Origin of the sequence: Pseudomonas gessardii (genome assembly GCF_001983165.1) — a bacterium.
Lineage (GTDB): Bacteria > Pseudomonadota > Gammaproteobacteria > Pseudomonadales > Pseudomonadaceae > Aquipseudomonas > Aquipseudomonas gessardii.
Genome location: NZ_MNPU01000001.1, coordinates 427,252 through 451,073 on the forward strand (window position 1 = coordinate 427,252; position 23,822 = coordinate 451,073).

Annotated in this window: 19 protein-coding genes; 12 read left to right on the forward strand and 7 right to left on the reverse strand. The window is 61.1% G+C overall.

The genetic code is table 11. The features are described 5' to 3' along the window. Position 1: 1 nt before the first annotated feature. Positions 2-703, reverse strand: coding sequence for a response regulator (locus BLL38_RS01730; protein ID WP_076961032.1), 702 nt, complete (start codon positions 701-703; stop codon positions 2-4). 199 nt (positions 704-902) lie between these two features. Between BLL38_RS01730 and BLL38_RS01735 the strand changes: the two genes are divergently transcribed. The 4 genes from BLL38_RS01735 (at position 903) to BLL38_RS01750 (ending at position 6,606) form a co-directional block, all read left to right on the forward strand. Beyond that, positions 903-2,060 (forward strand): efflux RND transporter periplasmic adaptor subunit, encoded by a 1,158-nt coding sequence (locus BLL38_RS01735; protein WP_076961033.1) that lies wholly within the window; start codon positions 903-905, stop codon positions 2,058-2,060. Between the two features lie 18 nt (positions 2,061-2,078). After that, positions 2,079-5,171: an efflux RND transporter permease subunit gene (locus BLL38_RS01740; protein ID WP_076961034.1), complete on the forward strand. Its 3,093-nt coding sequence runs from the start codon at positions 2,079-2,081 to the stop codon at positions 5,169-5,171. 81 nt (positions 5,172-5,252) lie between these two features. After that, positions 5,253-5,894: a DUF1345 domain-containing protein gene (locus tag BLL38_RS01745; RefSeq protein WP_076961035.1), complete on the forward strand. Its 642-nt coding sequence runs from the start codon at positions 5,253-5,255 to the stop codon at positions 5,892-5,894. Positions 5,895-6,144: 250 nt separating this feature from the next. Continuing rightward, complete coding sequence (locus BLL38_RS01750; RefSeq protein ID WP_076961036.1) at positions 6,145-6,606, forward strand: hypothetical protein; 462 nt, start codon at positions 6,145-6,147, stop codon at positions 6,604-6,606. Between the two features lie 66 nt (positions 6,607-6,672). Here the strand turns inward: BLL38_RS01750 and BLL38_RS01755 are convergent, their stop codons facing one another. The 3 genes from BLL38_RS01755 to BLL38_RS01765 form a co-directional block, all read right to left on the reverse strand. Continuing rightward, complete coding sequence (locus tag BLL38_RS01755) at positions 6,673-8,937, reverse strand: autotransporter outer membrane beta-barrel domain-containing protein (RefSeq protein ID WP_076961037.1); 2,265 nt, start codon at positions 8,935-8,937, stop codon at positions 6,673-6,675. A 291-nt stretch (positions 8,938-9,228) separates the two neighbouring features. Further along, positions 9,229-11,220 (reverse strand): hypothetical protein, encoded by a 1,992-nt coding sequence (locus BLL38_RS01760; protein WP_076961038.1) that lies wholly within the window; start codon positions 11,218-11,220, stop codon positions 9,229-9,231. 155 nt (positions 11,221-11,375) lie between these two features. Then, a complete protein-coding gene (locus BLL38_RS01765; protein WP_076961039.1) occupies positions 11,376-12,605 on the reverse strand; it encodes a hypothetical protein in 1,230 nt (409 codons plus the stop codon). Positions 12,606-12,867: 262 nt separating this feature from the next. On the opposite strand from BLL38_RS01765, the gene BLL38_RS01770 reads away from it, so the two are divergent. The 5 genes from BLL38_RS01770 to BLL38_RS01790 all read left to right on the forward strand — a co-directional run bounded on the left by BLL38_RS01770 (position 12,868) and on the right by BLL38_RS01790 (position 17,994). Beyond that, positions 12,868-13,887, forward strand: coding sequence for a LacI family DNA-binding transcriptional regulator (locus BLL38_RS01770; protein ID WP_076961040.1), 1,020 nt, complete (start codon positions 12,868-12,870; stop codon positions 13,885-13,887). Positions 13,888-13,950: 63 nt separating this feature from the next. Beyond that, positions 13,951-14,733: a sugar phosphate isomerase/epimerase family protein gene (locus BLL38_RS01775; RefSeq protein WP_076961041.1), complete on the forward strand. Its 783-nt coding sequence runs from the start codon at positions 13,951-13,953 to the stop codon at positions 14,731-14,733. Further along, the gene (locus BLL38_RS01780) at positions 14,726-15,670 is read left to right on the forward strand and encodes a sugar kinase (protein WP_076961042.1); all 945 of its coding nucleotides are present in this window, start codon (positions 14,726-14,728) and stop codon (positions 15,668-15,670) included. The genes BLL38_RS01775 and BLL38_RS01780 overlap by 8 nt, the downstream gene beginning before the upstream one ends. Positions 15,671-15,727: 57 nt before the next feature. Further along, the gene (locus tag BLL38_RS01785; protein WP_076961043.1) at positions 15,728-17,017 is read left to right on the forward strand and encodes an MFS transporter; all 1,290 of its coding nucleotides are present in this window, start codon (positions 15,728-15,730) and stop codon (positions 17,015-17,017) included. Beyond that, positions 17,017-17,994 (forward strand): 2-hydroxyacid dehydrogenase, encoded by a 978-nt coding sequence (locus tag BLL38_RS01790; RefSeq protein WP_076961044.1) that lies wholly within the window; start codon positions 17,017-17,019, stop codon positions 17,992-17,994. Before BLL38_RS01785 ends, BLL38_RS01790 begins: the two co-directional genes overlap by 1 nt. 171 nt (positions 17,995-18,165) lie before the next feature. Here BLL38_RS01790 and BLL38_RS01795 read toward each other — a convergent pair whose 3' ends face one another. Further along, a complete protein-coding gene (locus BLL38_RS01795) occupies positions 18,166-19,881 on the reverse strand; it encodes a methyl-accepting chemotaxis protein (protein WP_413469167.1) in 1,716 nt (571 codons plus the stop codon). A gap of 131 nt (positions 19,882-20,012) precedes the next feature. Between BLL38_RS01795 and BLL38_RS01800 the strand changes: the two genes are divergently transcribed. Both BLL38_RS01800 and BLL38_RS01805 read left to right on the forward strand, forming a co-directional pair. Beyond that, positions 20,013-21,440, forward strand: coding sequence for a nucleobase:cation symporter-2 family protein (locus BLL38_RS01800; protein ID WP_076961046.1), 1,428 nt, complete (start codon positions 20,013-20,015; stop codon positions 21,438-21,440). 8 nt (positions 21,441-21,448) lie between these two features. Continuing rightward, positions 21,449-21,916 (forward strand): LEA/WHy family protein, encoded by a 468-nt coding sequence (locus tag BLL38_RS01805; RefSeq protein ID WP_076961047.1) that lies wholly within the window; start codon positions 21,449-21,451, stop codon positions 21,914-21,916. 25 nt (positions 21,917-21,941) lie between these two features. Here BLL38_RS01805 and BLL38_RS01810 read toward each other — a convergent pair whose 3' ends face one another. Further along, entirely contained in the window at positions 21,942-22,193 is a 252-nt protein-coding gene (locus tag BLL38_RS01810; RefSeq protein WP_038441493.1) for a hypothetical protein, read from the reverse strand. A 164-nt stretch (positions 22,194-22,357) separates the two neighbouring features. On the opposite strand from BLL38_RS01810, the gene BLL38_RS01815 reads away from it, so the two are divergent. After that, on the forward strand, positions 22,358-22,678 hold the full coding sequence (locus BLL38_RS01815; protein WP_076961048.1) for an ElaB/YgaM/YqjD family protein: 321 nt from the start codon (positions 22,358-22,360) through the stop codon (positions 22,676-22,678). 39 nt (positions 22,679-22,717) lie between these two features. On the opposite strand, the gene BLL38_RS01820 is transcribed toward BLL38_RS01815, so the two are convergent. Next, positions 22,718-23,728: an Ldh family oxidoreductase gene (locus tag BLL38_RS01820; RefSeq protein ID WP_076961049.1), complete on the reverse strand. Its 1,011-nt coding sequence runs from the start codon at positions 23,726-23,728 to the stop codon at positions 22,718-22,720. Positions 23,729-23,822 lie beyond the last annotated feature (94 nt).

Sequence of the window (23,822 nt, forward strand, 5' to 3'; positions counted from 1 at the left end):
GTCAGCATTCCCACTCGGAACGGCTGAACAGGTAGCCCTTGCCCCATACCGTCTTGATCTTGCGCGCCTCGCCGGCATGGTCGTCGAACTTGCGCCGCAGCTTGGAAATGGCCACGTCCACCGAGCGGTCGGTGCCGTTGAACTCGATGCCCCTTAAGCGTTGCAGGATCTGGTCGCGGCTAAGCACTTCGCCAGCATGCCGTGCCAGCACCACCAACAGGTTGTATTCGCCACTGGACAGCTCCACCGCCTGGTCGCGCCAGGTTACGGAACGTTCCGACAGGTCGATGCACAGGTTGCCCATCAGGATCTGGTCATTGGCCGCCTGTGGCTCGCTGAGGCTGCTGCGGCGCAACAAGGTGCGCACCCGGGCCAGCAACACCCGTGGCTCGCAGGGCTTGGTCACGTAGTCATCGGCGCCCATTTCCAGGCCCAGTACCTGGTCGTGGCTGTCATCGCGGGCGGTGAGCATCAGGATTGGCAGGCCGGCCGAGTCGGCGCGCAGCAGGCGGCACACTTGCAGGCCATCCAGGCCCGGTAGCATCAGGTCGAGGATCACCAGGTCCGGCGGGTTGAGCCTGGCCCGCTCGCGCACATGGTCGCCACGGCAGAGCACGTTGACGTGATAGCCATTGCGTTCAAGGTAACTGGCAATCAGCTCGGAGAGCGCGGCGTCGTCTTCGACCAGGAGGATGTTGGGCATGGTGCTTCCAATTAATACAGTTTCACATTAGATCGTCATTGATCAGAGGAGCTTGTTAGGATCCACAGCCGTGAAGGATATACGCACGGGTGATCGAGCGCGCTCGCACCTTACATTTCTTCACACACCACCTACACAGCTTCACAGCACCAAGCCGGGGGCGCCCGTAGGATGCGCCAGTCAATATTGGGATAAGAGCATGTCAAAGAATCTGTTTGCGCCGTTTTGCCTGTTGGCACTGACGTTGGCCCTGAGCGCGTGTGACAACTCCGCAGGCGACGCCCCGCAAATGCCCCTGGCCAAGGTACGCATCGAAACCCTCGAAGCCAAGCCCCTGTCCATCAGCAGCGAGCTGAGCGGGCGCATTGCCGCGCCGCGCATTGCCGAGGTGCGCGCACGGGTCGCCGGCGTGGTCTTGCAGCGGGTGTTCAAGGAAGGTCACGACGTCAAACAGGGCGAGGTGCTGTTCCGTATTGATCCGGCGCCGTTCAAGGCCGACCTCGACAGCGCCCAGGCCAGCCTGCGCAAGGCCCAGGCCAATGCCTTCCAGGCGCGCCTGCAAGAGCAGCGCTACAGCCAGTTGGTCGAAGGCAATGCCATCAGCGCCCAGGACTACGACAACGCCCGCGCCGCCGCCCGGCAAACCGCCGCCGATGTCGCGGCCAACCAGGCGGCGGTGCAGCGCGCCAAGCTCAACCTCGGTTATGCCACCGTCACTGCACCGATCTCCGGGCGTATCGGCCGCGCGCTGGTGACCGAAGGCGCCCTGGTGGGCCAGAACGAAGCCACGCCCATGGCGCTGATCCAGCAACTGGACCCGATCCACGCCGACCTGACCCAATCGACCCGCGAACTCAATGACCTGCGCCGCGCCTTCCGCGCCGGGCACTTGAAGCAGGTGGGCCAGGACCAGGCCAAGGCCACGTTGATCCAGGATGACGGCAGCCTCTACCCGTTGCCGGGCAAGTTGCTGTTCGCGGAGATCTCCGTGGACCCCGGCACCGGGCAGATCATCCTGCGCAGCGAATTCCCCAACCCGGACCTCGACCTGCTGCCTGGCAGCTTTATCCGCGTGCGCCTGGAACAGGCCGTCGACCAGCAAGGCCTGAGTGTGCCGCAGCGCGCAATCACCCGCGACAGCGCCGGTATCCCCATGGTGTTGCGGGTGGACGCCGAGCAGAACGTCAGCCAGCAGCCGGTGGAGTTGGGCGCGGCGATCAATGATCGCTGGGTGGTCAACCGCGGCCTGAAGGCCGGAGACCGCATCATCGTCGAAGGCCTGCAACATGCGCGCCCGGGTGAAAAAGTCGAAGTCGATGCCAGCCCCGAGCCTGTCGCCCAGGCAGCTGGCCAGTAATCAAAGGGATCAGAGACAATGCCGCAGTTCTTTATTGACCGCCCGATCTTCGCCTGGGTGGTCGCCTTGTTTATCCTGCTGGCCGGCGCCCTCGCCATCCCGCAGTTGCCCGTGGCGCAGTACCCCAACGTCGCACCGCCGAAAGTGGAAATCTATGCGGTGTACCCAGGCGCGTCGGCGCAGACCCTGGACGAAAGCGTGGTCAGCCTGATCGAGCAGGAGCTCAACGGCGCTGATCACCTGCTGTATTTTGAATCCCAGAGCAGCCTCGGTTCGGCCACCATTACCGCGACCTTCCAGCCGGGCACCAACCCGGAAATGGCCCAGGTCGACGTGCAGAACCGCCTCAAGGCGGTGGAGCCGCGCCTGCCGCAAGCCGTGACCCAGCAAGGCCTGCAGGTGGAGAAAGTGTCCGCCGGTTTCCTGTTGCTGGTGACCCTGACCTCCAATGACGGCAAGCTCGATGACGTAGCGCTCAGCGATTACCTGGCGCGCAACGTGATGAACGAGCTCAAGCGTCTGGACGGCGTGGGCAAGGCGCAGTTGTATGGCGCCGAGCGGGCGATGCGCATCTGGATCAACCCACAGAAGCTGATCGGCTTCAACCTGACCCCGGCCGATGTCAACGCCGCGATTGCGGCACAGAACGCCCAGGTCTCGGCCGGCAGCATTGGTGATTTGCCTGGCACCCACACCCAGGAAATCACCGCGTCGATCCTGGTCAAGGGCCAGCTCTCGACCCCGGCCGAGTTTGCCGACATCGTGCTCAAGGCCAACCCGGACGGCTCCACCGTGCGCATTGGCGATGTGGCGCGCGTCGAGATCGGCAGCCAGGAGTACCAGTTCTCCACGCGCTTGAACGGCAAGCCGTCCACTGCCATCGGCGTCCAGTTGACGCCCGGCGCCAATGCCTTGAACACCGCAACCCTGGTGCGGGCGAAGATGGACGAGCTGTCGCGCTACTTCCCGGCCAATGTCGAGTACAAGATCCCTTACGACACCTCGCCGTTCGTCAAGGTCTCGATCACCAAGGTGATCTACACCCTGGGCGAGGCGATGCTGCTGGTGTTTGCGGTGATGTTCCTGTTCCTGCAGAACATCCGCTACACCCTGATCCCGACGCTGGTGGTGCCGATTGCGCTGATGGGCACCTTTGCCACCATGCTGTTGCTGGGCTTCTCGATCAACGTGCTGACCATGTTTGGCATGGTGCTGGCCATCGGCATCCTGGTGGACGATGCGATTGTGGTGGTGGAGAACGTCGAGCGGATCATGGTCACCGAAGGCCTGTCGCCCAAGGAGGCCACGCGTAAGGCCATGGGCCAGATTACCGGGGCAATCATCGGGATTACCCTGGTGCTGGTGGCGGTGTTCCTGCCAATGGCCTTTATGCCAGGCTCGGTGGGGGTGATCTACCAGCAGTTCTCCCTGTCGATGGCGACCTCGATCCTGTTCTCGGCGTTTCTCGCCCTGAGCTTGACCCCGGCCCTGTGCGCCACCCTGCTCAAGCCGATTGCCAAGGGCGAGCACCATGCCAAGGGCGGGTTCTTTGGTGGGTTCAACCGCCGCTTTGAACAACTGACTGACCGCTATGAAGGCTGGGTCGCCTATGCCCTCAAGCGCAGCGGCCGTTACCTGCTGATCTACCTGGTCTTGCTGGTGGGCCTGGGGTTCCTGTTCAGCCGCCTGCCCGCCTCGTTCCTGCCGGTGGAAGACCAGGGCTACACCATCACCGATATCCAGTTGCCACCGGGCGCGAGCAAGAACCGCACGGTGCGGGTGGCCGAGCAGATCGAGGCGCACAACGCCAGCGAGCCGGGCGTTGGTGATACGACGATGATCATGGGTTTCAGCTTCTCCGGCTCCGGGCAGAACGCGGCGCTGGCGTTTACCACGCTCAAGGATTGGTCAGAACGCAGCAGCGACGATTCGGCGGCCTCGATTGCCGATCGCGCCAACATGGCCTTTACCGAGCTCAAGGATGCGATGGCCTATGCCGTGCTACCGCCGCCAGTGGATGGCCTGGGCACCTCCAGCGGCTTTGAGTTCCGCTTGCAGGACCGCGGTGGCGTGGGGCATGCCGCGTTGATGGCGGCGCGCACCGAGCTGCTGGCGGCGGCGGAAAAAAGCCCGATCCTGGCCAATGTGCGCGAAAGCGCCCTGGCCGAGGCGCCACAAGTGCAGCTTGAGGTGGACCGCAAGCGCGCCAATGCCTTGGGCGTGTCGTTTGCCGATGTGGGCAACCTTCTGTCCTCGGCCATTGGCTCGGCCTATATCAACGACTTCCCCAACCAGGGGCGCATGCAGCGCGTGGTGGTACAGGCCGAAGGCGACCAGCGCAGCCAGGTTGAAGACTTGATGAAGATCCATGTGCGCAACAACGTCGGCAAGATGGTGCCGTTGTCGGCGTTTGTCGAAGCGCGTTGGGTCCAGGGCCCGGCGCAGTTGACCCGTTACAACGGCTACCCGGCCATTGCCATTTCCGGTGAATCGACGCCAGGGCACAGCACCGGCGAGGCCATGGAAGAAATCCAGCGCCTGGTCAGCCAACTGCCGGCGGGCCTGGGTCAGGAATGGACCGGCCTGTCCTTGCAGGAGCGTTTGTCTGGCTCCCAGGCGCCGCTGTTGTTGATGCTGTCGCTGTTGGTGGTGTTCCTGTGCCTGGCGGCCTTGTATGAAAGCTGGTCGATCCCCACTTCGGTGTTGCTGGTGGTGCCATTGGGCGTACTGGGCGCGGTCATGGCGGTGTCGCTGCGCGGCATGCCCAACGATGTGTTTTTCAAGGTCGGCCTGATCACGATCATCGGGCTGTCGGCGAAAAACGCGATCCTGATCATCGAGTTTGCCAAGGACCTGTATGACCAGGGCGAAGACCTGCTCGACGCGACGCTGAAGGCCGCACGCCTGCGCCTGCGACCGATCATCATGACCTCGCTGGCGTTTATCCTCGGTGTGGTGCCCTTGGCGATCGCCACCGGTGCCAGCTCGGCGAGCCAGCAGGCGATTGGGACCGGGGTGATCGGCGGGATGATCACCGCGACCCTGGCAGTGGTGTTTGTACCGGTGTTCTTCGTGGTCGTCATGAAGCTGGTGCGCAAACGCAAAGGTTGATCAGCCCCCTGTAGGCGCCGGCAAGCCGGCGCCTACAGAAATAGGCTATGGTGCTCACTTATCCTGTGTTTGTGAGCCCCCATGCCCTTTCTCGCCCGCACCCACCCTCGCCTGTCCGCCGCTGCCGTCCTTGGCCTGGCGATAGGCATCCTCGCCCCCTTCGACGCCCTCCTCACCCAAGTCCTGATCGGCTGGAACGCCGGGGTCTGGACCTACCTGGTGCTAATGCTGCGCCTGACCATCCGGGCCAAGGCCGAGGACGTCAAGCGCATCGCCGAGGTCGAGGATGAAAACGCCGGCCTGGTGTTGTTCATGGTGTGCATTGCCGCGATTGCCAGCCTGGTGGCTATTGCCGTTGGCCTAGCCGGCAACAAGGACCTGGGCACTGCCGAGCGCTTGCTGCATTACGGTTTTACCGGGGTGACCGTGATGGGTTCGTGGCTGCTGATCGGGGTGATTTTCAGCGTGCATTATGCCCGCCTCTATTACACCTGGGAGGGCAAGGAGCCGGCATTGCGCTTTGCCGAAGGGTTGCTGACCCCCAACTACTGGGACTTCCTGTACTTCTCCTTCACCATCGGCGTCGCCGTGCAGACCTCGGATGTCGGTGTGGCTACCCGGGCCATGCGCAAGGTGGTGTTGGGGCAGTCGTTGATCGGGTTTCTGTTCAATACGGCGATACTGGGGTTCTCGATCAATATTGCAGCGGGGTTGTTCGGTTAGCCTAAGTGCCAAAAAGTCTTAAAACCAGTCAGCTTAGACTGTCATTCCTGACAGTAGAAAAACCTTTGAAAAGGCGTCTAATGATATCGAGCCAGGTTTGGGGGCCGGTTCCAGGACATTCATAAGTCACTCCCTTCGTCCCCTGTTAGTTTTGACAGTTTACAGCCCAGGCCTACTGCTATTTCATGACTCGAACAGAGCCGTCGAAACCTCTGTGACTCGCACAATCATCAGCGATGGAGAAGCGATCATGACCGTACCCGCGCAACAGTTGTCCCCTGAGCAAAAAAAGTTGCTGTACCCCAAGCCCCTTACTGCAACAGGCACATTCAACGCAACTATCGATGCAATACCGGTCCACTTTCAGACCTTGACCCTGGTGCATGACCGTGAAGCGGCCATCTACCGCCTTGTAGCACGACATGCTGATCACGCAGTCACGGTGAAAAAAATCACGATTGAACTGCCCGATATCATTCGCGAGGCGCAGGTCATAGACCTGAGTAAGTGGCAGTCCAATAAGGTCAATGTCTGGTATGCCGTCAAGTCCCCTACGATTCATTACGTCGTGCGATGCTCCACGGGTACTTTGATCATTACTGGCTTGGAGGGCGGCATCATCAAAATCAGCGGCACGCTGGATGGCACCACCGATGAAGATGTCAACGGGAACACCCACACACTAGAAGTCAATTTCGACGTAACCAGTTGATCGCTTATGCAAGAGCAAAAAAAACGCCCGTATCTTTCGATACGGGCGTTCATAAGCGTCAAGTCTTTACCAACTGTAGCGCACACCTACGTTGGCGCCCCATGGCTGCTCGACCTTGCCGCCGCTGCTGTGCTCAAGGTCGGCGTGCAGTTGCAGGTTTTGCGACAATTTAACCGCAACGCCCGCACCAAACTCAGCGCGTGAACCCGACAGGTCGTTGTTGAACACATTGTTGTTGACCTTGACCTTATTGTTATTGGCAAACTCATGCACCATCGCCGCCCGCAGGTAGGGCTGGACCACGCTGCCACTGTCGAGCTGGATGTCACGCCCCACCGTCGCACCGGCCTTGGCCATGATCGAACGGGTGCGCTCGCCATCGGCGTGCAGGCCATTGTCCAGGTTGTAGTTGGCGCCCTGGATCACCACGGTGGACAGTTGCGCATATGGCTCGACAAAAAAACCGTCGTCCAGCTTGATATTGCGGCCGAACTCCGCCGACAGACCGCCACCCGTGTTGGCGTACTTGCCCTTGGATTTGGTGCCGTCACTCAAGCCGACCTTGGACTCGTTATGGAAACGGTTGAGCTTGGCCACGGCGTCGAAATACAGACCGCTCTCTTCATCCAGCCAGGTTGCATAAGCACCCACGTAGTAGCTCTTCACCGTGCCTGACGTACCGCGCTTGAGGTTCAGGTCCGACGTACTATGGCCGGCCATCACACCCACCAGCCACTGGCTGTCGGCCAACGGTGTATCAGCCCCCAGGGTAAAGCCCTGCTGGCTCTGGTTGTAGCCAACCCCGGTGCTCTCGGCCACCTTGTACTTGTTGCCATAACCACGCATCCACACACCTGCCTGGCCAGGCTCGAAACGCAACTCGCCCATGCGCGTACGCAGAGAGGTCGCCTCGCCGTACCAAACAGTGGGGGCGGTATTGAACAGTGCCATGACCGAGCGAGTCGCCGGGCTGATCACGCGATTGTTCGGGTCGAGAAACCAGTCGGTGCCCTCCTTTTTCAGACCATAGGAATAGGCACCCACGTCGACAACATCGCCCACCAGTGAGAACTGCGCGTCGCCCCCGCCGGTATGCACGATACGAATCTCTTCGGGGCTAACCGGCTCCACACCGCTGGCTTCGAGCAACAGGCTGTGATTACCGTTGGCCTCGCCGCTGATATTCAGGAAGTCCGTCATGCCGTTGGCAAAATCGGTGCCCATGACGAAGGTGCCGTTGCCGTCGAGGCTGTCCAGGTCCAACTGATAGAACGCATCGGTATGACCGAATATCACCGTACCGTCCACCAGGTTCAAGGCACCCACCTGGCTGTCGGCGGTCAACTCCCAGTACGACCCGTTGCCTACGTTCAAGCTGGTGACATTCTGCAGTTGGCCTTTGAGCCCGGAGCTGTTTTCCAGGTTCAAACGCGCCGTGCTGCCATCTTCGACAATGACGTCGCCTTTCAACTGGCTGCTATCGACATTCATGTTCGCCTGGGCACCGCCGTTGACTTCCAGCAGCACGCCATTGCCACCGGTCAGGGTTGAGCCATTGCGCACGTCGATTTCAACTTCCATCTCCTCGCCAGGGTAACCTTCGACGACAATGGCCGAGCCGCTGCGCCCTTCGACGCTGGAGTTATTCAGCACCAGTTTGCCGGCACTGCTGTTGCCAACGTCGTTGGTAAACAACACGCCACTCTTTGCGCCAATGATGCTGCTCTGGCTGGCCGTCGCCGTTGCACCGTCGAGCCACACGCCATAACTATCGGTGCCGGTGCCTTCAACCACGGTGTTCTGGTTGAAGTGCAACTCAGCATTGCCGCTGGCTATTGCCCCGCTCTTTTCCCCCCGAATGATGCTATTGAACACCTGGGCGATGCCGCCCTTGCCGGAATTGAAACTCTGGAACGCCTGCAGACCGAAAGTTGTGTTGCTGGTGATGGCACTGTTGCGAATGATGGCCGTGCTGTCATCCAGGCGCACCGCCCCCCATATCGAGTGGTTGGATTCAACAGTGGCACCGTCAACGTTGACGGTGGAGCCCTGCGTCGCACGGATATCTTCGATCCGGCTGCCGGCATTGACATTCAACGTCGAGTCGTTGGCCAGGATATGTCCGGCATGAGCGCCATTGACGGTCAGCTCGGACTTACGATCCAGCTGCCAATCATTTTTCATCTCATGGGGGCCAATGGTCTTTGACTCACCGATCAGTTGACCGGCTTGAACGTTTGTGTGCACTGCTGCAAGCAAAAGCACGCTAATGGCTGGAACATGCATCATCTTGCTCAAGGGCTTGAGCTCGAATCGGGTAGGTAATGACATCGGGGTTCACTCTCTGGGGTAGCGCCTCTAAAAACGGCTTGGCTCGTTCCCGCGGAATGAAGCCTCACCTCTGTAAGGCGCAGAGGTTACGTAGTGAACATACTGATGACTGTAGGACTAATCCGATCAAAGAATGGGCATAGGCACCGCAGTGGCATGGAAAACGGCACAACTGGCAAACTGATCCGTTCACAAAGCAGTCATCCATTGCTACCCGATGCACAAAAGGGAAGCCATGCTTCCCTTTTGTACTTTCAGCGGTTTATGGACTTGAAGCAGTGGTTTCGTAGGTTAAGCAGGGATGCCATCACAGAAAGAGTCAGGGTTTGAGAATATTGTGTAGACGTCGGCCGGCCGGCCGCGACCGATTCCTCCACCCGCCACGTTCGTGGTGTAGGTGACCTCGCAAGGCCCAAACGGTACTTGAGCCAGGAATGGACGGTAAATGATGTCGACATTAAAACCGTTGGCGACATCGTCAGTGGTCAAGGGCGGGGTTGTAATATCCAGTACAAAGGGGCCCGGTGGAAGCTCAGGGTATTCGTTAGTGATAGTGACCGTAACCGTCACGGTGTTGCCCACTACCAGCCTTACATCGCCCGGAATGTGAAGTATGGCGGCCAGTACCGGGGGCGAGCCAGGCATCCGTTGTGCCAGCGACAGACAGGTCCAGTCGCCAAACTCGAGACGCTCATATTCTGCCGGCGCCAGTTCCACCGTCACGGCATCGATCACATTGACGGTGGTAACGGGCGACGGGTTTTCATTGATAGTGCCGGGACCAATGACCGAATAGCTGACAGGCTGCATATTGTTCCCGTGGCGGGCAACCACCTCCCAGGGAATGGTGAACGTCGCATCGGCGCCGGGAACCGTAGTGCTTAAAGGGAAAGGCCCGACACGCTCTTTGGAGGCGCCCCAATATAGGTAAAACTGATTGTCTGGGTGAGGCAGTGCCGCGATATTCCAGAGTGGAATCACAATAGTCACAGGTCGGTTCGCATCGCCAATGCGCAGGGTGTTCAATTCGTCTGAAACCTCGCCAAACACTTGTGCCGGGTTCAGCCCAGGGTTCACCTCACCTGGTTCCAGTGTGCCCGGCAATACAGGGCCTTCTACTGACAAGTCGAGCCGGACGGTTTTAGTTGGCGAGAGGAAGAACACACCGTTGCGATCAATCCGGTATCGCACGCTTACTGTCTGAGGGCCTAGTGTCGCGGTATAGGCGGCCTTGATCGCGTCATTCATATTACTGAAAACTACCGGGAAGCCACTGAGCTCAGGGCTTTGCGGACCAAAGGGTTCGCTTTCCCATTGTGTCTCGAACTTGTCCAGCCCTGTAGCGAAATTAAGATACTGTTCGATATGGAGTTTAATTCCCTGCACATAGTCCGCAATGCTGAGCAAATCATCCGTGCTACCGTCACGTGGGGCCGGCGCGAGCGGTAGGAAAGGTTCCAATGGTACGGGGTCCGTCAGTAACGAAACCGTGCGGAACTCATTGAACGATGGGCGACTGACATTCCCTGCCCGGTCCGTGATGGTGTAGAAAATATAATACAGCCCACTCAAGATGATCTGGCTGGCTGGCAGGAAGTAGCTGCTCTGGGCGGGTGGCGGCAGCATCGGCACACCCGCACCAGTGACCAGATACTCTGGTCGTGGGTCCATTACCGGGCTGAAGTAAACGTTAATCATGTCTCCCGCTTCAAATCGCCCAGGCTGCGAACTAAAGGTGTTTGGGGGAATACTGATCTCCAGGCCGCCCTGGTTTATCAGGAATGCATTGTCGATAACCGTCCCCGCCGGCGCATTGACTAACGTCGGAACGGTCGGTTGCTCACGTGACGACGCTACCGCGTAAGGCGCAATGAGATCGACCCGGAACGCGGCAGGGTTGGACTCATCCCGCGCAGCGCCTGGGACACCACCGGCATTGCGGTATTGCACGACTTTGAGTTCATAAAAACCATGCTGGAACTCAAGCTCGGGAGGCGGAGCAGGAATAAATCTATCAATGATTCCAGGCACTGGGGTCTCGTTGATCTGGAATGGGGCCAAAAAGGTCCTCCAGGTAGGCAGCGGATCTGTGGTTGTGCGAATTTGAATACCCAGCCAGTCGCTCGGTATCGAAATTAGCCCGGTTCTACACTCCACGGTTATACCCGCACGGGCAACGACCGCTGGAATAAGACCCGTTGCATTATCCAGTGCTTCTGCAATCGTGGGTGCATCAATAACCAAAGGTTCTGGTGTAATGGTGACGTCAGGGTTGCTGCTCATATCAGTCTCTCCTTTAGTACTTAATGTAGACAGCGCACAAACACTCCTCCCAGCCGTATGACATGCGGCCAAACAAACCGACTTTGGATTTACCCGTCAGAAGTTCAATGAAACGTGCGCGATGTTCCAACACTCATGACGCGAAGCCCTCGGAATCAGGGTTCGGGGCCATTGCCATCAATCCAGCAATAGATCGGGTTTGGCGGCGGTGGCGAGGTATTGACTACCCGATCGAACGCCACATACCTGGCAGCAGACCGGCCAATGATCACGCCCCCCCTGGACACCGTGTAACTGGCCTCTCCTCCGGCGTTTTCTTTCAGGGGCCGGATCAATCGCTCGACATCGGTCATCAAGAAGGCATAGCCCGACGCATCGGTGACCCCATCCCAATAATGTGTGAGGGTTTCCACGATATAGGGGTCTGGATTGACATCCGGGTACAGGCCATATCCCTGGAACCGCAGCGTAATCAGATCGCCAGAAAGTATGTCCACGTGAGGGGCAATGAACACCTCGACACCGAACCAGATCGCAGGCTGGGTGCTGCAGGTCAAGTAGCGGTTAGGATGCGACTCTGATTGCGGGAAACTGGGCCGAGGGTATCTGGACGGCGGAAGGCCGGTTTGCAGCCCGGCTTGCGCCACCAGTGAAAACAGCGGGTTGATGTTGCCAGCACGGTCCTTCAGGCGATAGAAGCAGAAGATCCAGAGCGCCCCGGGAAAACGACGGAATACGTCGCTGGGCACCTCCACGAATATGCGGCCGGTGGCGCTGGTCAACGGCGCGGAAATCAGGGTGGGCGCGCCGGTTGGCAAGGTATTCATGTCTGAAAAATACAGCAGTACCTCATCACCGATCTCACGCCCCAGATATCCCTTGGGGATTTCCATGCGCACCAGGGGGTTGGCGACCAGGTAGGCCTCGGTAATCGGATCAATGGGAAAAATGGCCGGTGCCAGCAACGCGCCACCGCCGGGCGCATCGCGGTCGATCCTGAGCGTCACCACCTCAGAGGTATCGACGCTGGGGCTGTTCGGCGTGCCGTTATGGATGCGAAACGTCAGATCAACAATTGCACTGTTCAGCAGGAATGCCTGGGGTATCTGCATGGGGTAGGGAAAGTCGGCGGCAGTCATCGGGTTAGGCAGCAAAACTGGTGGCGTATCGACGGGGCGGGCGCCGCGCACGCTCCACTCGAACACAATATATTGGTCCCTGCCTGGGCCCGGTAGAAACGCCCAGGGCGTCGGAATCAAAAGCTGTAAGTCAGAGAAGTAATACTGTGCCGGCAACAACCCGTCAGGCAGCGCGTCGACGACGATGGGCGCGTCAATCGCCAGGATACCTCCTGGACCTTGGGGGCCAGCATTGTGGGTGCTCATTTAAACCTCCCGTCCCTTGTACACGCCTATGCATCAACTGATCACGGCGCTTACGGCTCTGTTGGGGCAATTGAACACCGCCTGTGGTGCTGCGGATACTGTCAGAACTAACAGGTACGTTCGCCGCTCGTCGGTTTGAGCAGCCCAATTTCACGCTTGCCCGAACAAAGATTTCTTGACGAGACGAGCTGGCTGGTGTTTTCTGAAACCGGTTTCAATGTCTCATGCACTGCCACCTCACACTAATAAAAAAGGCCCTGCCGTGACTTCATTCTCCGCCGCCCAGCGCAGCCGCGTGACCATGCTTGATGTGGCCCAACGCGCTGGCGTATCCAAGGCCAGCGTGTCGCGCTTTATCGGCGATGACCGCGCCCTGCTGTCCGATGCCATCGCCCTGCGTATCGAGCAAGCCATCGATGAGTTGGGCTACCGCCCCAACCAGATGGCCCGTGGCCTGAAACGCGGGCGCACACGCCTGATCGGCATGCTGGTGGCCGATATCCGCAACCCCTATTCCATTGCGGTGATGCATGGCGTGGAAACCGCTTGCCGCCGCCACGGCTACAGCCTGGTGGTGTGCAACACCGACCGCGATGACGAGCAGGAGCGCCAGCACCTGGCCGCCCTGCGCGCCTATAACATCGAAGGTTTGATCGTGAACACCCTGGGGCATCACCTCGAACAACTGCTGGAACTGCAACGGGAAATGCCCCTGGTGCTGGTGGACCGCAAGGTCGACGCATTGCACAGCGACCTGGTGGGCCTGGATAACCCGCGAGCCGTGGGCATGGCCCTGGACCACCTGGAGCAACAGGGCTACCGGGAGATCCTGCTGGTCAGCGAGGCCGCTGACGGCACCAGTTCGCGGGTTGAACGCATGGAAGGCTTCCATGCCCAAATCCGTCGCCGCAACCGACTGCATGGCGCCGTGCTGGAAATTGGCGCTGATTTGCCCGCCCGTTTGCAGGCATTTATTGCCTCACCCCAGGCCGGCCCCAAAGCCCTGTTCTGTGCCAACGGCGTCGCCGCACTGGCCTGTACCACAGCCCTGCGCGCGTTGGGGTGTCGGTTGTTCGAGGACGTGGGCCTGATTGCCCTGGATGACCTGGAATGGTACCCGCTGGTAGGCAACGGCATCACCGCCCTGGCCCAGCCGACCGAAGCCATAGGCGCCAGCGCCTTTGAGTGTTTGCTCAAGCGCTTGCGCGGCGATACCTCGCCCACCCGCTCCCTGGATTTTGCCCCGCAACTGATCGTCCGAGGTTCAACCCACCCCCTGTAGGCATCGCCGCCTGCAGGGGCGTTTTTTACTTAAAGATGAAACCGGTTTCAGAGATCAATAAAAATGCATAAATACCCCGTTTCCATCAGCCTCTCCAGCTACGGTGCCGACCTGGTCCGCCAGCGTGGTCAGTTGAGTTTCGTCGCACTGCTGGCCGCTGCCGGTGCCCGGCGCATTGAATGGCGTGAAGAACTGCTGACCAGCGAACAACCCGGCGAACTGGCCCAGGCCGCCGCCGCGCAAGATCTGGAGTGTGTGTTTTCGTCGCCCCTGGAGCTGTGGGTCGCCGGGCGTGCCCAAGCCCATTCGGAGCTGGCCGCCACCCTCGACCGGGCCCAGGCGTTCGGTGCACGCTGGTTAAAGGTTTCGCTGGGTTACTTCACCGACACCCACGACCTGCACAGCCTCGGCGCCCTGCTCAACCGCCACCCGGTGCGCTTGCTGGTGGAAAACGACCAGACCCTGCACGGCGGGCGTATCGAGCCGCTGCAGCGCTTTTTCGATACCGCCGAGCGCCTGGGCGTCCCGGTGAAGATGACCTTCGATATCGGCAACTGGCACTGGCAAGACCAGAGCGCCCTCACCGCCGCGCGCTTGCTCGGCCGGCATGTCGATTACCTGCACTGCAAGGCCGTGGCCCGGCGGGCCGACGGCAAGCTGATAGCCCTGCCGCCGGGCGCCGCCGACCTGCATCTGTGGGAACAATTGCTGCGCCTGATGCCCCGGGGGATCAGCCGGGCCGTGGAGTTCCCGCTGCAAGGCGCGGACCTGCTGGCGGTCACCGCCGCCCAGGTCGCCGCCCTCGCCCATCTTGGCCAAGCCCCTGTGGAGAATGCCCATGTCTGACATAGATATCCTCTCGTTTGGCGAGACCATGGCAATGTTTGTCGCCGAGCAAACCGGCGACCTGGCCCAGGCCGGCCACTTTGAAAAACGCATCGCCGGCGCCGACAGCAACGTGGCGATCGGCTTGTCGCGCCTGGGCTTCAACGTGGCCTGGTTGAGCCGGGTCGGGGACGATTCACTGGGGCGTTTTGTGGTCGCTACCCTGGAACGCGAAGGCCTGGATTGCCGGCATGTGGCGGTGGATCCTGCGCAGCCTACCGGCTTTCAGCTCAAGTCCCGGGAAGACACCGGCAACGATCCGGTCGTCGAGTACTTCCGGCGCGGTTCGGCGGCCAGTCACTTGTCCTGCGCCGCCATCGTCCCCGAGCTGCTGCGGGCCCGGCACCTGCATGCCACCGGGATTCCACCCGCGCTGTCGCAGGCCACCGCCGAGCTGTCGCGCCAGTTGATGAGCGAGATGCGCGCGGCCGGCCGCAGCGTGTCCTTCGACCCCAACCTGCGCCCGTCGCTATGGCCCAGCACGCACAAGATGATCCGCGACATCAACGCCCTGGCCTGCCTGGCGCACTGGGTCTTGCCGGGCTTGAGCGAAGGTCGCCTGCTGACCGGCTTCGAGGACCCGGCGGATATTGCCGCCTTTTACCTCGACCAGGGCGTGGAGGCCGTGGCCATCAAGCTCGGGCCCCACGGCGCCTACTACCGCAGCCATCTGGACCAGGGTTTTGTCGCCGCCGTGCCGGTGGCCAAGGTGGTGGACACCGTCGGCGCTGGCGATGGCTTTGCCGTGGGCCTGATCAGTGCCCTGCTGGAAAACCTCAGCCTGGCCCAGGCGGTACAGCGCGCCAACTGGATCGGCAGCCGCGCCGTACAGAGCCGTGGCGATATGGAAGGCCTGCCGCTACGCGCCGACCTGCCCGCCTGGCAAAAAACCGGCTGACCCCAGGCCTCAACCCGTTACCTGTTGCCACAACTACAACAAGCTCAGGAGCCCCCCATGAATCACTTGAAACTCGCCACCCGCCGTTGGTGGTACATCATGCCGATTGTGTTTATCACCTACAGCCTGGCGTACCTGGACCGCGCCAACTACGGCTTCGCCGCCGCCTCCGGGATGGCCGAAGACCTGATGATCACCCCGGGCATGTCCTCGCTGCTCGGCGCGTTGTTCTTCCTCGGTTACTTCTTCTTCCAGGTGCCGGGGGCGATCTATGCCCAGCGCCGCAGTGTGAAGAAGCTGATTTTTGTCAGCCTGATCCTGTGGGGCGGCCTGGCCACCCTGACCGGCGTGGTCTCCAACGCCTATATGCTGATTGCCATCCGCTTTATGCTCGGGGTGGTCGAAGCGGCGGTGATGCCGGCGATGCTGGTGTACCTGTGCCACTGGTTCACCCGCGCCGAACGCTCGCGGGCCAATACCTTCCTGATCCTCGGCAACCCGGTGACTATGCTGTGGATGTCGGTGGTGTCCGGCTACCTGGTACAGCATTACAGCTGGCGCTGGATGTTTATCATCGAAGGCCTGCCTGCGGTGTTCTGGGCCTTTATCTGGTGGCGCCTGGCCGATGAGCGCCCGGCCGATGCCAAATGGCTGAGCGCCGGCGAGAAACACGACCTGGAAACCGCCCTGGCCGCCGAGCAGGTCGGGCTCAAGGCGGTGAAAAACTATGCCGAAGCCTTCCGCTCGCCCAAGGTGATCATCCTCGCGCTGCAGTTCTTTTGCTGGAGCATCGGCGTCTACGGCTTTGTGCTGTGGCTGCCGTCGATCCTCAAGGCCGGCTTGCAGATGGATATGGTCGAAGCCGGCTGGCTGTCGGCGCTGCCTTACCTGGCGGCGGTGATTGGCATGCTTGTTGTGTCCTGGGGCTCGGACAAGCTGCAAAAACGCAAACGTTTTGTGTGGCCCCCGCTGCTGATCGCCTCCGTGGCGTTTTATGGCTCCTACCTGTTGGGCGCCGAACATTTCTGGTGGTCGTACACCCTGCTGGTGATCGCCGGCGCCTGCATGTATGCGCCCTATGGGCCGTTTTTTGCCATCGTCCCGGAGATCCTCCCGGCCAACGTCGCCGGGGGCGCCATGGCCTTGATCAACAGCATGGGCGCCCTGGGCTCGTTTGGCGGCTCGTACCTGGTGGGTTACCTCAACAGCAGCACCGGCTCGCCGGGGGCGTCCTACCTGTTGATGAGCGGCGCGCTGCTGTTGTCAGTGGTGCTGACGATCCTGCTCAAACCCGAACAGCCCGGGGCGCGAGCCCTGCACTCGCTTGAATTGAAGGTCAGAACCTGATGAAAAAACATGTCGTGCTCTACAAAAAACTCTCCGCGCCGCTGATGGCCCGCCTGCATAAGGCCGCCGAGGTGACGCTGATTGACAGCCTCGACGCCAGCGGCCTGGCGCAACTGCGCGAGGCCTTGCACACGGCCCATGGCCTGCTGGGGGCCAGCCTGCGCCTGGATGCCCAACTGCTGGACCTGGCACCGCGCCTGGAAGCGGTGGCCAGTGTTTCGGTAGGCGTCGATAACTACGACATCGGCTACCTGACCCGGCGCGGTATTTTGCTCAGCAACACCCCGGATGTGCTCACCGAAACCACCGCCGACACCGGGTTTGCCCTGATCCTCGCCACCGCCCGGCGCGTGGTGGAGCTGGCCAACCTGGTGCGCGCCGGTAACTGGAACCAGAACATCGGCCCCTTGCACTTTGGCAGCGATGTACACGGCAAGACCCTGGGCATCATCGGCATGGGGCGCATTGGTGAAGCCCTGGCGCAGCGCGGGCACTTTGGCTTTGGCATGCCGGTGATCTACCACAGCCATTCGCCCAAGCCTTTGGTCGAGCAACGTTTCGGCGCGCACTACCGCAGCTTGCCGGAGTTGCTGCAACAAGCCGATTTTGTGTGCCTGACATTGCCGTTGACTACCGAGACTCAGGGGTTGATTGGCGCCAAGGAGTTCGCCCAGATGGGCCCGGAGACGATTTTCATCAATATCTCCCGGGGCAAGGTGGTGGACGAAGCGGCCCTGATCGATGCCTTGCAACAGCGCACAATCCGCGCGGCGGGGCTGGATGTGTTTGAGCGCGAGCCGTTAAACCATGATTCGCCGTTGCTGCGCTTGAACAATGTGGTGGCGACGCCGCATATCGGCTCGGCTACCCATGAGACCCGGGAAGCGATGGCGCGGTGCGCGGTGGATAATCTGCTGGCGGCGTTGGCGGGGGAGCGGCCGAAAAATCTGGTCAATCCCACTGTGTGGGGAGCCTGACAGGCGGTGCATCAGCCACTAGAAATAGTGACTGATACAGCGCTATCGCGGGCAAGCCCGCTCCCACAGGGGGGGCTTGGTCGGGCACTGAATTTCGGCCACGCCACAATTTAAATGTGGGAGCTGGCTTGCCTGCGATAGCGGTATGCCAGCCACCCAAGCCCTCCCTGCTTAGATCACAAACCGCGCCACCATGGCATTCAAGTCCACCGCCAGGCGCGACAGTTCATGGCTGGCGGCGCTGGTCTGGTTGGCGCCGGCCGCCGATTGGGTCGCCAGGTCGCGGATGTTCACCAGGTTGCGGTCCACCTCGCGGGACACTTGGGCCTGCTCTTCGGACGCGCTGGCAATCACCAGGTTGCGCTCATTGATCAGGCTGATGGACTGGGTGATCTGTTCCAGCGCCACCCCGGCGGCGCGGGCCATTTCCAGGGTGCTGTGGGTGCGCTGGTTACTCTGCTGCATGGACTGCACCGCGTCCCCGGTGCCGTTCTGGATGCCGGCGACCATTTTTTCGATTTCCTGGGTCGATTGCTGGGTGCGATGGGCCAGGGCGCGCACTTCATCGGCCACCACGGCAAACCCGCGCCCGGCTTCACCGGCGCGTGCGGCTTCGATGGCGGCGTTGAGGGCCAACAGGTTGGTTTGTTCGGCAATCGCCCGAATCACATCCAGCACCTTGCCGATATCGCGGCCCTGGGTCGCCAGGCCTTCGATCAATACCGAGGTGTTCTGCACGTCCTGGGTCATGGTCTGGATCGCCTCCACGGTTTGCACCACGCGGTCGCGCCCTTCCCGTGCGGCCTGGTTCGACTGGGTCGAGGCCTCGGAGGTGGACACGGCATTGCGCGCCACTTCTTCCACGGCGGCGGTCATTTCATTGACGGCGGTGGCGGCCTGGTCGATTTCGTTGTTCTGCTGCTGCAAGCCCTTGGAGGCTTCCTCGGTCACCGCGCTCAGTTCTTCGGCAGCGGAAGCCAGCTGTGTAGCCGAGCCGGCGATATGCTGGATCGTCTGGCGCAGGTTGCCCTGCATGGTGGCCAGGGCGCCGATCAGGCGCGCGGGTTCATCCTGGCCATCATCCTCGATAACCTTGCTCAGGTCGCCGCTGGAGATGGTTTGCGCCGCCGCCACCGCCTTGCGCAGCGGCGTGACGATGCTGCGGGTCAGCAACCAGGCGAGCAAGACGGTCATCAGCGCTGCAACCACCGACACCCCGATGATCCCGCTGATCGCATCGCTATAGCTGCGCCCAGCGTCTTCCCCGGCCTGCTTGGCATCGGCGGCGTTGATCGCAATCATCTTATTGAGCTGTTCACCCATCTGATCGGTGCCGTCCTTGATCCGGCTGTTGATCAGGGCCCGCATCTCCTCGACCTTGTTCTGCTGGGACAGCGTCAGCATTTCAGCCTGGGCTTTGAGGTAGTTGTCCAACGTGGCTGCAAACGTCTTGTAGAGCGCGGCCTCTTCGGCCCCCGCCGGCATCGCGGCATACCCGGCCTGGGCTTGGCGCGCCTTGTCGACCAGTACCCCGATGCGCACTTGGGCTTCCTGCAGAGCTGCCGGTTCGCGGTTGACCAGCACCCGGAACGACAGAATGCGCAGGCGCAACACGTTCTCGGTCATATTGGCCAGGTAGCCGACACTCGGCAGTTGGTTGGCGCCCATATCCAGCGCGGCCTGGCGAATCAGCGTCATGCGGTTGACGGCAAACACCCCCAGAACAATCACAAGCAACGCAATAAACGCAAAACCGAGAAACGCCCGAGGTGCGATATTCAAATTACGGAGGGACATAGGAAAGCTCTCAAGAGGGGATGGCTGCGAGCATCCTTGCCGCGACACGGGACACCTGTTTTTTGTGGGGCCTTGCTGCGACGTCAGCATTAACGGGCCTATCCGTGTTATCGGCCGGCTTGAGGTTTTTTTGCAGGGGCCGGAGAAATATATTTTCACACTTTTGACAACGGGTACTTTCTGGCATCCTGCGCGTCCATTTTCTGACCCGAGCACGTATTTTGTCTGACGCTCAAGCCCCCCGCCCCCGTTATAAATCCGACCTGATCTATGGCCTGGAAGACCGCCCGCACTTCACCGCCGCGATCTTTGCCGCCCTACAGCATGTGCTTGCCAGCTTCGTCGGGATCATTACCCCGACCCTGATCGTCGGTGGCGTGCTGGGCCTGGAAAGCGAAGTGCCGTACCTGGTCAGCATGGCGCTGTTTGTCTCCGGCCTGGGCACGTTTGTCCAGGCGCGGCGCTTTGGCCCCGTGGGCTCGGGCTTGCTGTGCCTGCAAGGCACCAGTTTTTCGTTTATCAGCGTGATCCTCAGTGCCGGCTTCATGGTCAAGGCCCGGGGCGGCGGCACCGATGAGATTCTCTCGACGATCTTCGGCATCTGCTTCTTCGCCGCGTTTATCGAGGTGGTGCTCAGCCAGTTCATCGGCAAATTGCGCAAGCTGATCACCCCGGTGGTTACCGGCACCATCATCACCTTGATGGGCTTGTCGCTGATCAAGGTCGCGGTTACCGACATGGCCGGCGGCTATGGCGCCGCCGACCTGGGTGCCGCCAGCAATATGGGGCTGGCGGCCCTGGTGCTGCTGACCATCGTGGTGCTCAACCGCTTCAATAACCCGTTCCTGCGCTTGGGCTCGATTGTCATCGGCCTGACCCTGGGCTTTGTGGTGGCCTGGTGGCTGGGGCGCGTTGACCTGGCGGCATTGCCCCAGGTGCCGCTGGTCAGCGTGCCGGTGCCGTTCAAGTACGGGTTTTCGTTCGACTGGGTGGCGTTTATCCCGGTGGCGGTGATCTTCCTGATTTCGCCCCTGGAGGCGGCCGGCGACCTGACCGCCAACTCGATGATTTCCCAGCAGCCGGTCAAGGGCCCGCTGTATATCAAGCGCATCAAGTCCGGCCTGCTGGCCGATGGCCTGAACTCGGTAATGGCCGCCACCTTCAATAGCCTGCCGATGGTGACCTTCGCCCAGAACAACGGGGTGATCCAGTTGACCGGCGTGGCCAGCCGCTATGTGGCGTATTTCATTGCCGGGCTGCTGGTGTTGCTGGGCCTGTTCCCGATGATTGGCGCGGTGCTGCAACTGATGCCCAAGCCGGTACTGGGGGGCGCGACCCTGATTATGTTCGGCACGGTGGCGGTGGCCGGGATCAAGATCCTCGCCGAGGCCGGGCTGCATCGGCGCAATGTGCTGATCGTGGCGATTTCCCTGGGCATGGGCCTGGGCGTGGCGGCGGTGCCGGAAGTGCTGCGCGAGCTGCCCAAGGCCTTGCATAACATCTTCGAGTCGCCGATTACCGTCGGAGCGTTCTGTGCGATCCTGCTGAACATTTTCCTGCCTGAAGAGTTCATAGAGCTGCAAGAAGATGAATTTGACCCGGAAGCCTCGACCCTCAAGGTGATGCAGGACCCGGAACCGACGAAATAGGAACCCTTATGCGCAGATTGATCGGCCTGACCCTGTCTTTGATATTGCTCAGCCTGAGCGCCTGCGCCCTGTTCCCCAACCGTGACCCGCTGCATATCAATGTGGTGGGCATCGAGCCGCTGCAAAGCCAGGACCTGGAGGTACGCTTTGCGGTCAAGCTGCGGGTGCAGAACCCCAATGACACGGCCATCGACTACAACGGCGTGGCCCTGGACCTGGAGGTCAATGGCCGGCCGCTGGCGGCTGGGGTGAGTGATCAGCAGGGCTCCATCCCGCGCTTTTCCGAGACGGTTCTGACAGTACCGGTCAGCGTTTCGGCGTTTTCGGTGTTGCGTCAGACCCTGGGCCTGAGCCAGACCCAGCGCTTGAACAACCTGCCCTATGTACTGCGCGGCAAACTGGCGGATGGGTTGTTTGGCACGATGCGCTTTGTCGATCGCGGCACCCTGGACCTGCCCAACAGCGTGACCTGGTAGACCACCTGTAGGAGCGAGCTTGCGCCTACTTGGCAGCCATCAGGCGGTTGACTTCGCTGCGTACCATGTTGGCAAATTCCGGTGGCGACATGCCGTCCAGCTCCGAACGCACCCATTCGGCCCATTTACCCTTGCGCTTGGCGCGCTCGCCAAACAGCCGTGCACCCTCGCCCTTGGCCTTGCCCAGGTTGCTTTGCCACAAGTCGTACAGACGGGACTTTTCATCTTCAAGCGCCGCGCGCTCGGCAAGGGGCTTGTTGGCCAGATTGAAGCTCATGTGGAATTACCTGCTGCACAAATAGGTGACATCTTACACTGTAGGTCGAAAGGTCCGAATTCGGATTTTGCATCGTGTAGAGGCCCGGCGAAAAAAACTGCAACTTTTGCACCGCGCGAAGACTCCATTGTTCACTGCCCACTTACCCCGCAAGGAGCTACTCAATGGCCCGTAAAACTGCCGCTCAAGCTGTCGAAGAGCAAATCAAGGACCAGGCGTTCAGCGAACTCCAGGCCCTGATCGAAGAATCGGACAAACTGCTCAAAAGCAGCGCATCGCTGGTGGGAGAAGAAGGTGAAACCCTGCGCGAGCAGGTGGCGATCAAGCTCAAGCAGGCCCTGGAGTCGGTGTCCAACGTGCGTGAGCGCAGCAAGCCGGTGGTAGAGGCCACCGAAACCTATATCGGTGGCCACCCTTGGCAAACCGTCGCGATTTCCGCCGGCTTGGGCCTGGTGGTAGGCCTGCTGCTGGGCCGTCGCAACTGATCGATGCCACGGCCGGCGCGGCTCAGCCCGCGCCGGCCATCAGCCCTGCGCCAATGCGCGCAGCCGCGCCAGTTCATCCCCATCCAACAGAATGCCTTCTTGCGCGGCCTTGGCCCGGGTGCGATGACGCCGGTCGCCGGGCAAGCGGCGCAACCCCACCGCATGCATCTGCCGCACCAATTCCTGGCTGCGTTGGGCAAAGTCTTGCCCGGCGGTTTTGCTGGGGTCGATCACGATCAGCAACTGGCCGGTCCAGGGCGTCTTGGCGCCAGGGTGGTTGGACCAATCGAACTCAAATGAGAAGTTGCCCCCGGTCAGGGCGGCGGCCAGCAACTCCACCATCATCGACAGCGCCGAGCCCTTGTGCCCGCCAAACGGCAACAGCGCACCGCCTTCGAGAATCGCCTTGGGGTCCTGGGTTGGCTGGCCCAAGCTGTCGACCCCAGCGCCCGGCGGCACCCGCTCGCCCTTGCGCGCAGCAATCTGTACATCGCCATGGGCAATGGCGCTGGTGGCCAGGTCAAACACTATCGGCGGCCCATCGGCCCGTGGTGCGGCGAACGCGATGGGATTGGTACCGAACAGGGGCCGATCCGCACCGTGGGGCACTACGCACGTCATGCTATTGACCACGCTCAGGGCCACCAGGCCTTCTTCGGCAAACGGCTCCACATCCGGCCACAGGGCGGCAAAGTGATGAGAGTTACGAATCGCGAGTACCGCGATCCCGGCGCTGCGGGCCTTGGCCACCAGTAACGGGCGGGCGGCCGCCAGGGCGGGTTGGGCAAAGCCATTGGCGGCGTCCACCCGCACGAACCCCGAGGCGACATCCTCAACCACCGGCACCGCCTGGCCATTGACCCAGCCGCTGTCCAGGGTCGAGACATAGCCGGGTATGCGAAACACCCCATGGCTATGCGCCCCATCCTGCTCGGCGCGGGCGCAGTTGTCGGCCAGCACGCAGGCAACCTCGGGCGAGGCGCCATGCCGGATGAAGATGCTCGTGAGCAGTGTCACAAGTTCAGTGAAGCCAAGGGATGTGGCTGACATCTGAAGCTCCAGAATTGTTATTGGGAGGGGCAACAGCCTGCGGAATCCAGCGCATTGATTAACAACGTGTGACCAGTGAGCTGTCAACCACCGG

Coding starts and splice junctions, on each gene's coding strand:
- BLL38_RS01730 (WP_076961032.1), bottom strand. CDS start 703: ATGCCCAACATCCTCCTGGTCGAAGACGACGCCGCGCTCTCCGAGCTG.
- BLL38_RS01735 (WP_076961033.1), top strand. CDS start 903: ATGTCAAAGAATCTGTTTGCGCCGTTTTGCCTGTTGGCACTGACGTTG.
- BLL38_RS01740 (WP_076961034.1), top strand. CDS start 2,079: ATGCCGCAGTTCTTTATTGACCGCCCGATCTTCGCCTGGGTGGTCGCC.
- BLL38_RS01745 (WP_076961035.1), top strand. CDS start 5,253: ATGCCCTTTCTCGCCCGCACCCACCCTCGCCTGTCCGCCGCTGCCGTC.
- BLL38_RS01750 (WP_076961036.1), top strand. CDS start 6,145: ATGACCGTACCCGCGCAACAGTTGTCCCCTGAGCAAAAAAAGTTGCTG.
- BLL38_RS01755 (WP_076961037.1), bottom strand. CDS start 8,937: ATGTCATTACCTACCCGATTCGAGCTCAAGCCCTTGAGCAAGATGATG.
- BLL38_RS01760 (WP_076961038.1), bottom strand. CDS start 11,220: ATGAGCAGCAACCCTGACGTCACCATTACACCAGAACCTTTGGTTATT.
- BLL38_RS01765 (WP_076961039.1), bottom strand. CDS start 12,605: ATGAGCACCCACAATGCTGGCCCCCAAGGTCCAGGAGGTATCCTGGCG.
- BLL38_RS01775 (WP_076961041.1), top strand. CDS start 13,951: ATGCATAAATACCCCGTTTCCATCAGCCTCTCCAGCTACGGTGCCGAC.
- BLL38_RS01780 (WP_076961042.1), top strand. CDS start 14,726: ATGTCTGACATAGATATCCTCTCGTTTGGCGAGACCATGGCAATGTTT.
- BLL38_RS01785 (WP_076961043.1), top strand. CDS start 15,728: ATGAATCACTTGAAACTCGCCACCCGCCGTTGGTGGTACATCATGCCG.
- BLL38_RS01790 (WP_076961044.1), top strand. CDS start 17,017: ATGAAAAAACATGTCGTGCTCTACAAAAAACTCTCCGCGCCGCTGATG.
- BLL38_RS01795 (WP_413469167.1), bottom strand. CDS start 19,881: ATGCTGACGTCGCAGCAAGGCCCCACAAAAAACAGGTGTCCCGTGTCG.
- BLL38_RS01805 (WP_076961047.1), top strand. CDS start 21,449: ATGCGCAGATTGATCGGCCTGACCCTGTCTTTGATATTGCTCAGCCTG.
- BLL38_RS01810 (WP_038441493.1), bottom strand. CDS start 22,193: ATGAGCTTCAATCTGGCCAACAAGCCCCTTGCCGAGCGCGCGGCGCTT.
- BLL38_RS01815 (WP_076961048.1), top strand. CDS start 22,358: ATGGCCCGTAAAACTGCCGCTCAAGCTGTCGAAGAGCAAATCAAGGAC.
- BLL38_RS01820 (WP_076961049.1), bottom strand. CDS start 23,728: ATGTCAGCCACATCCCTTGGCTTCACTGAACTTGTGACACTGCTCACG.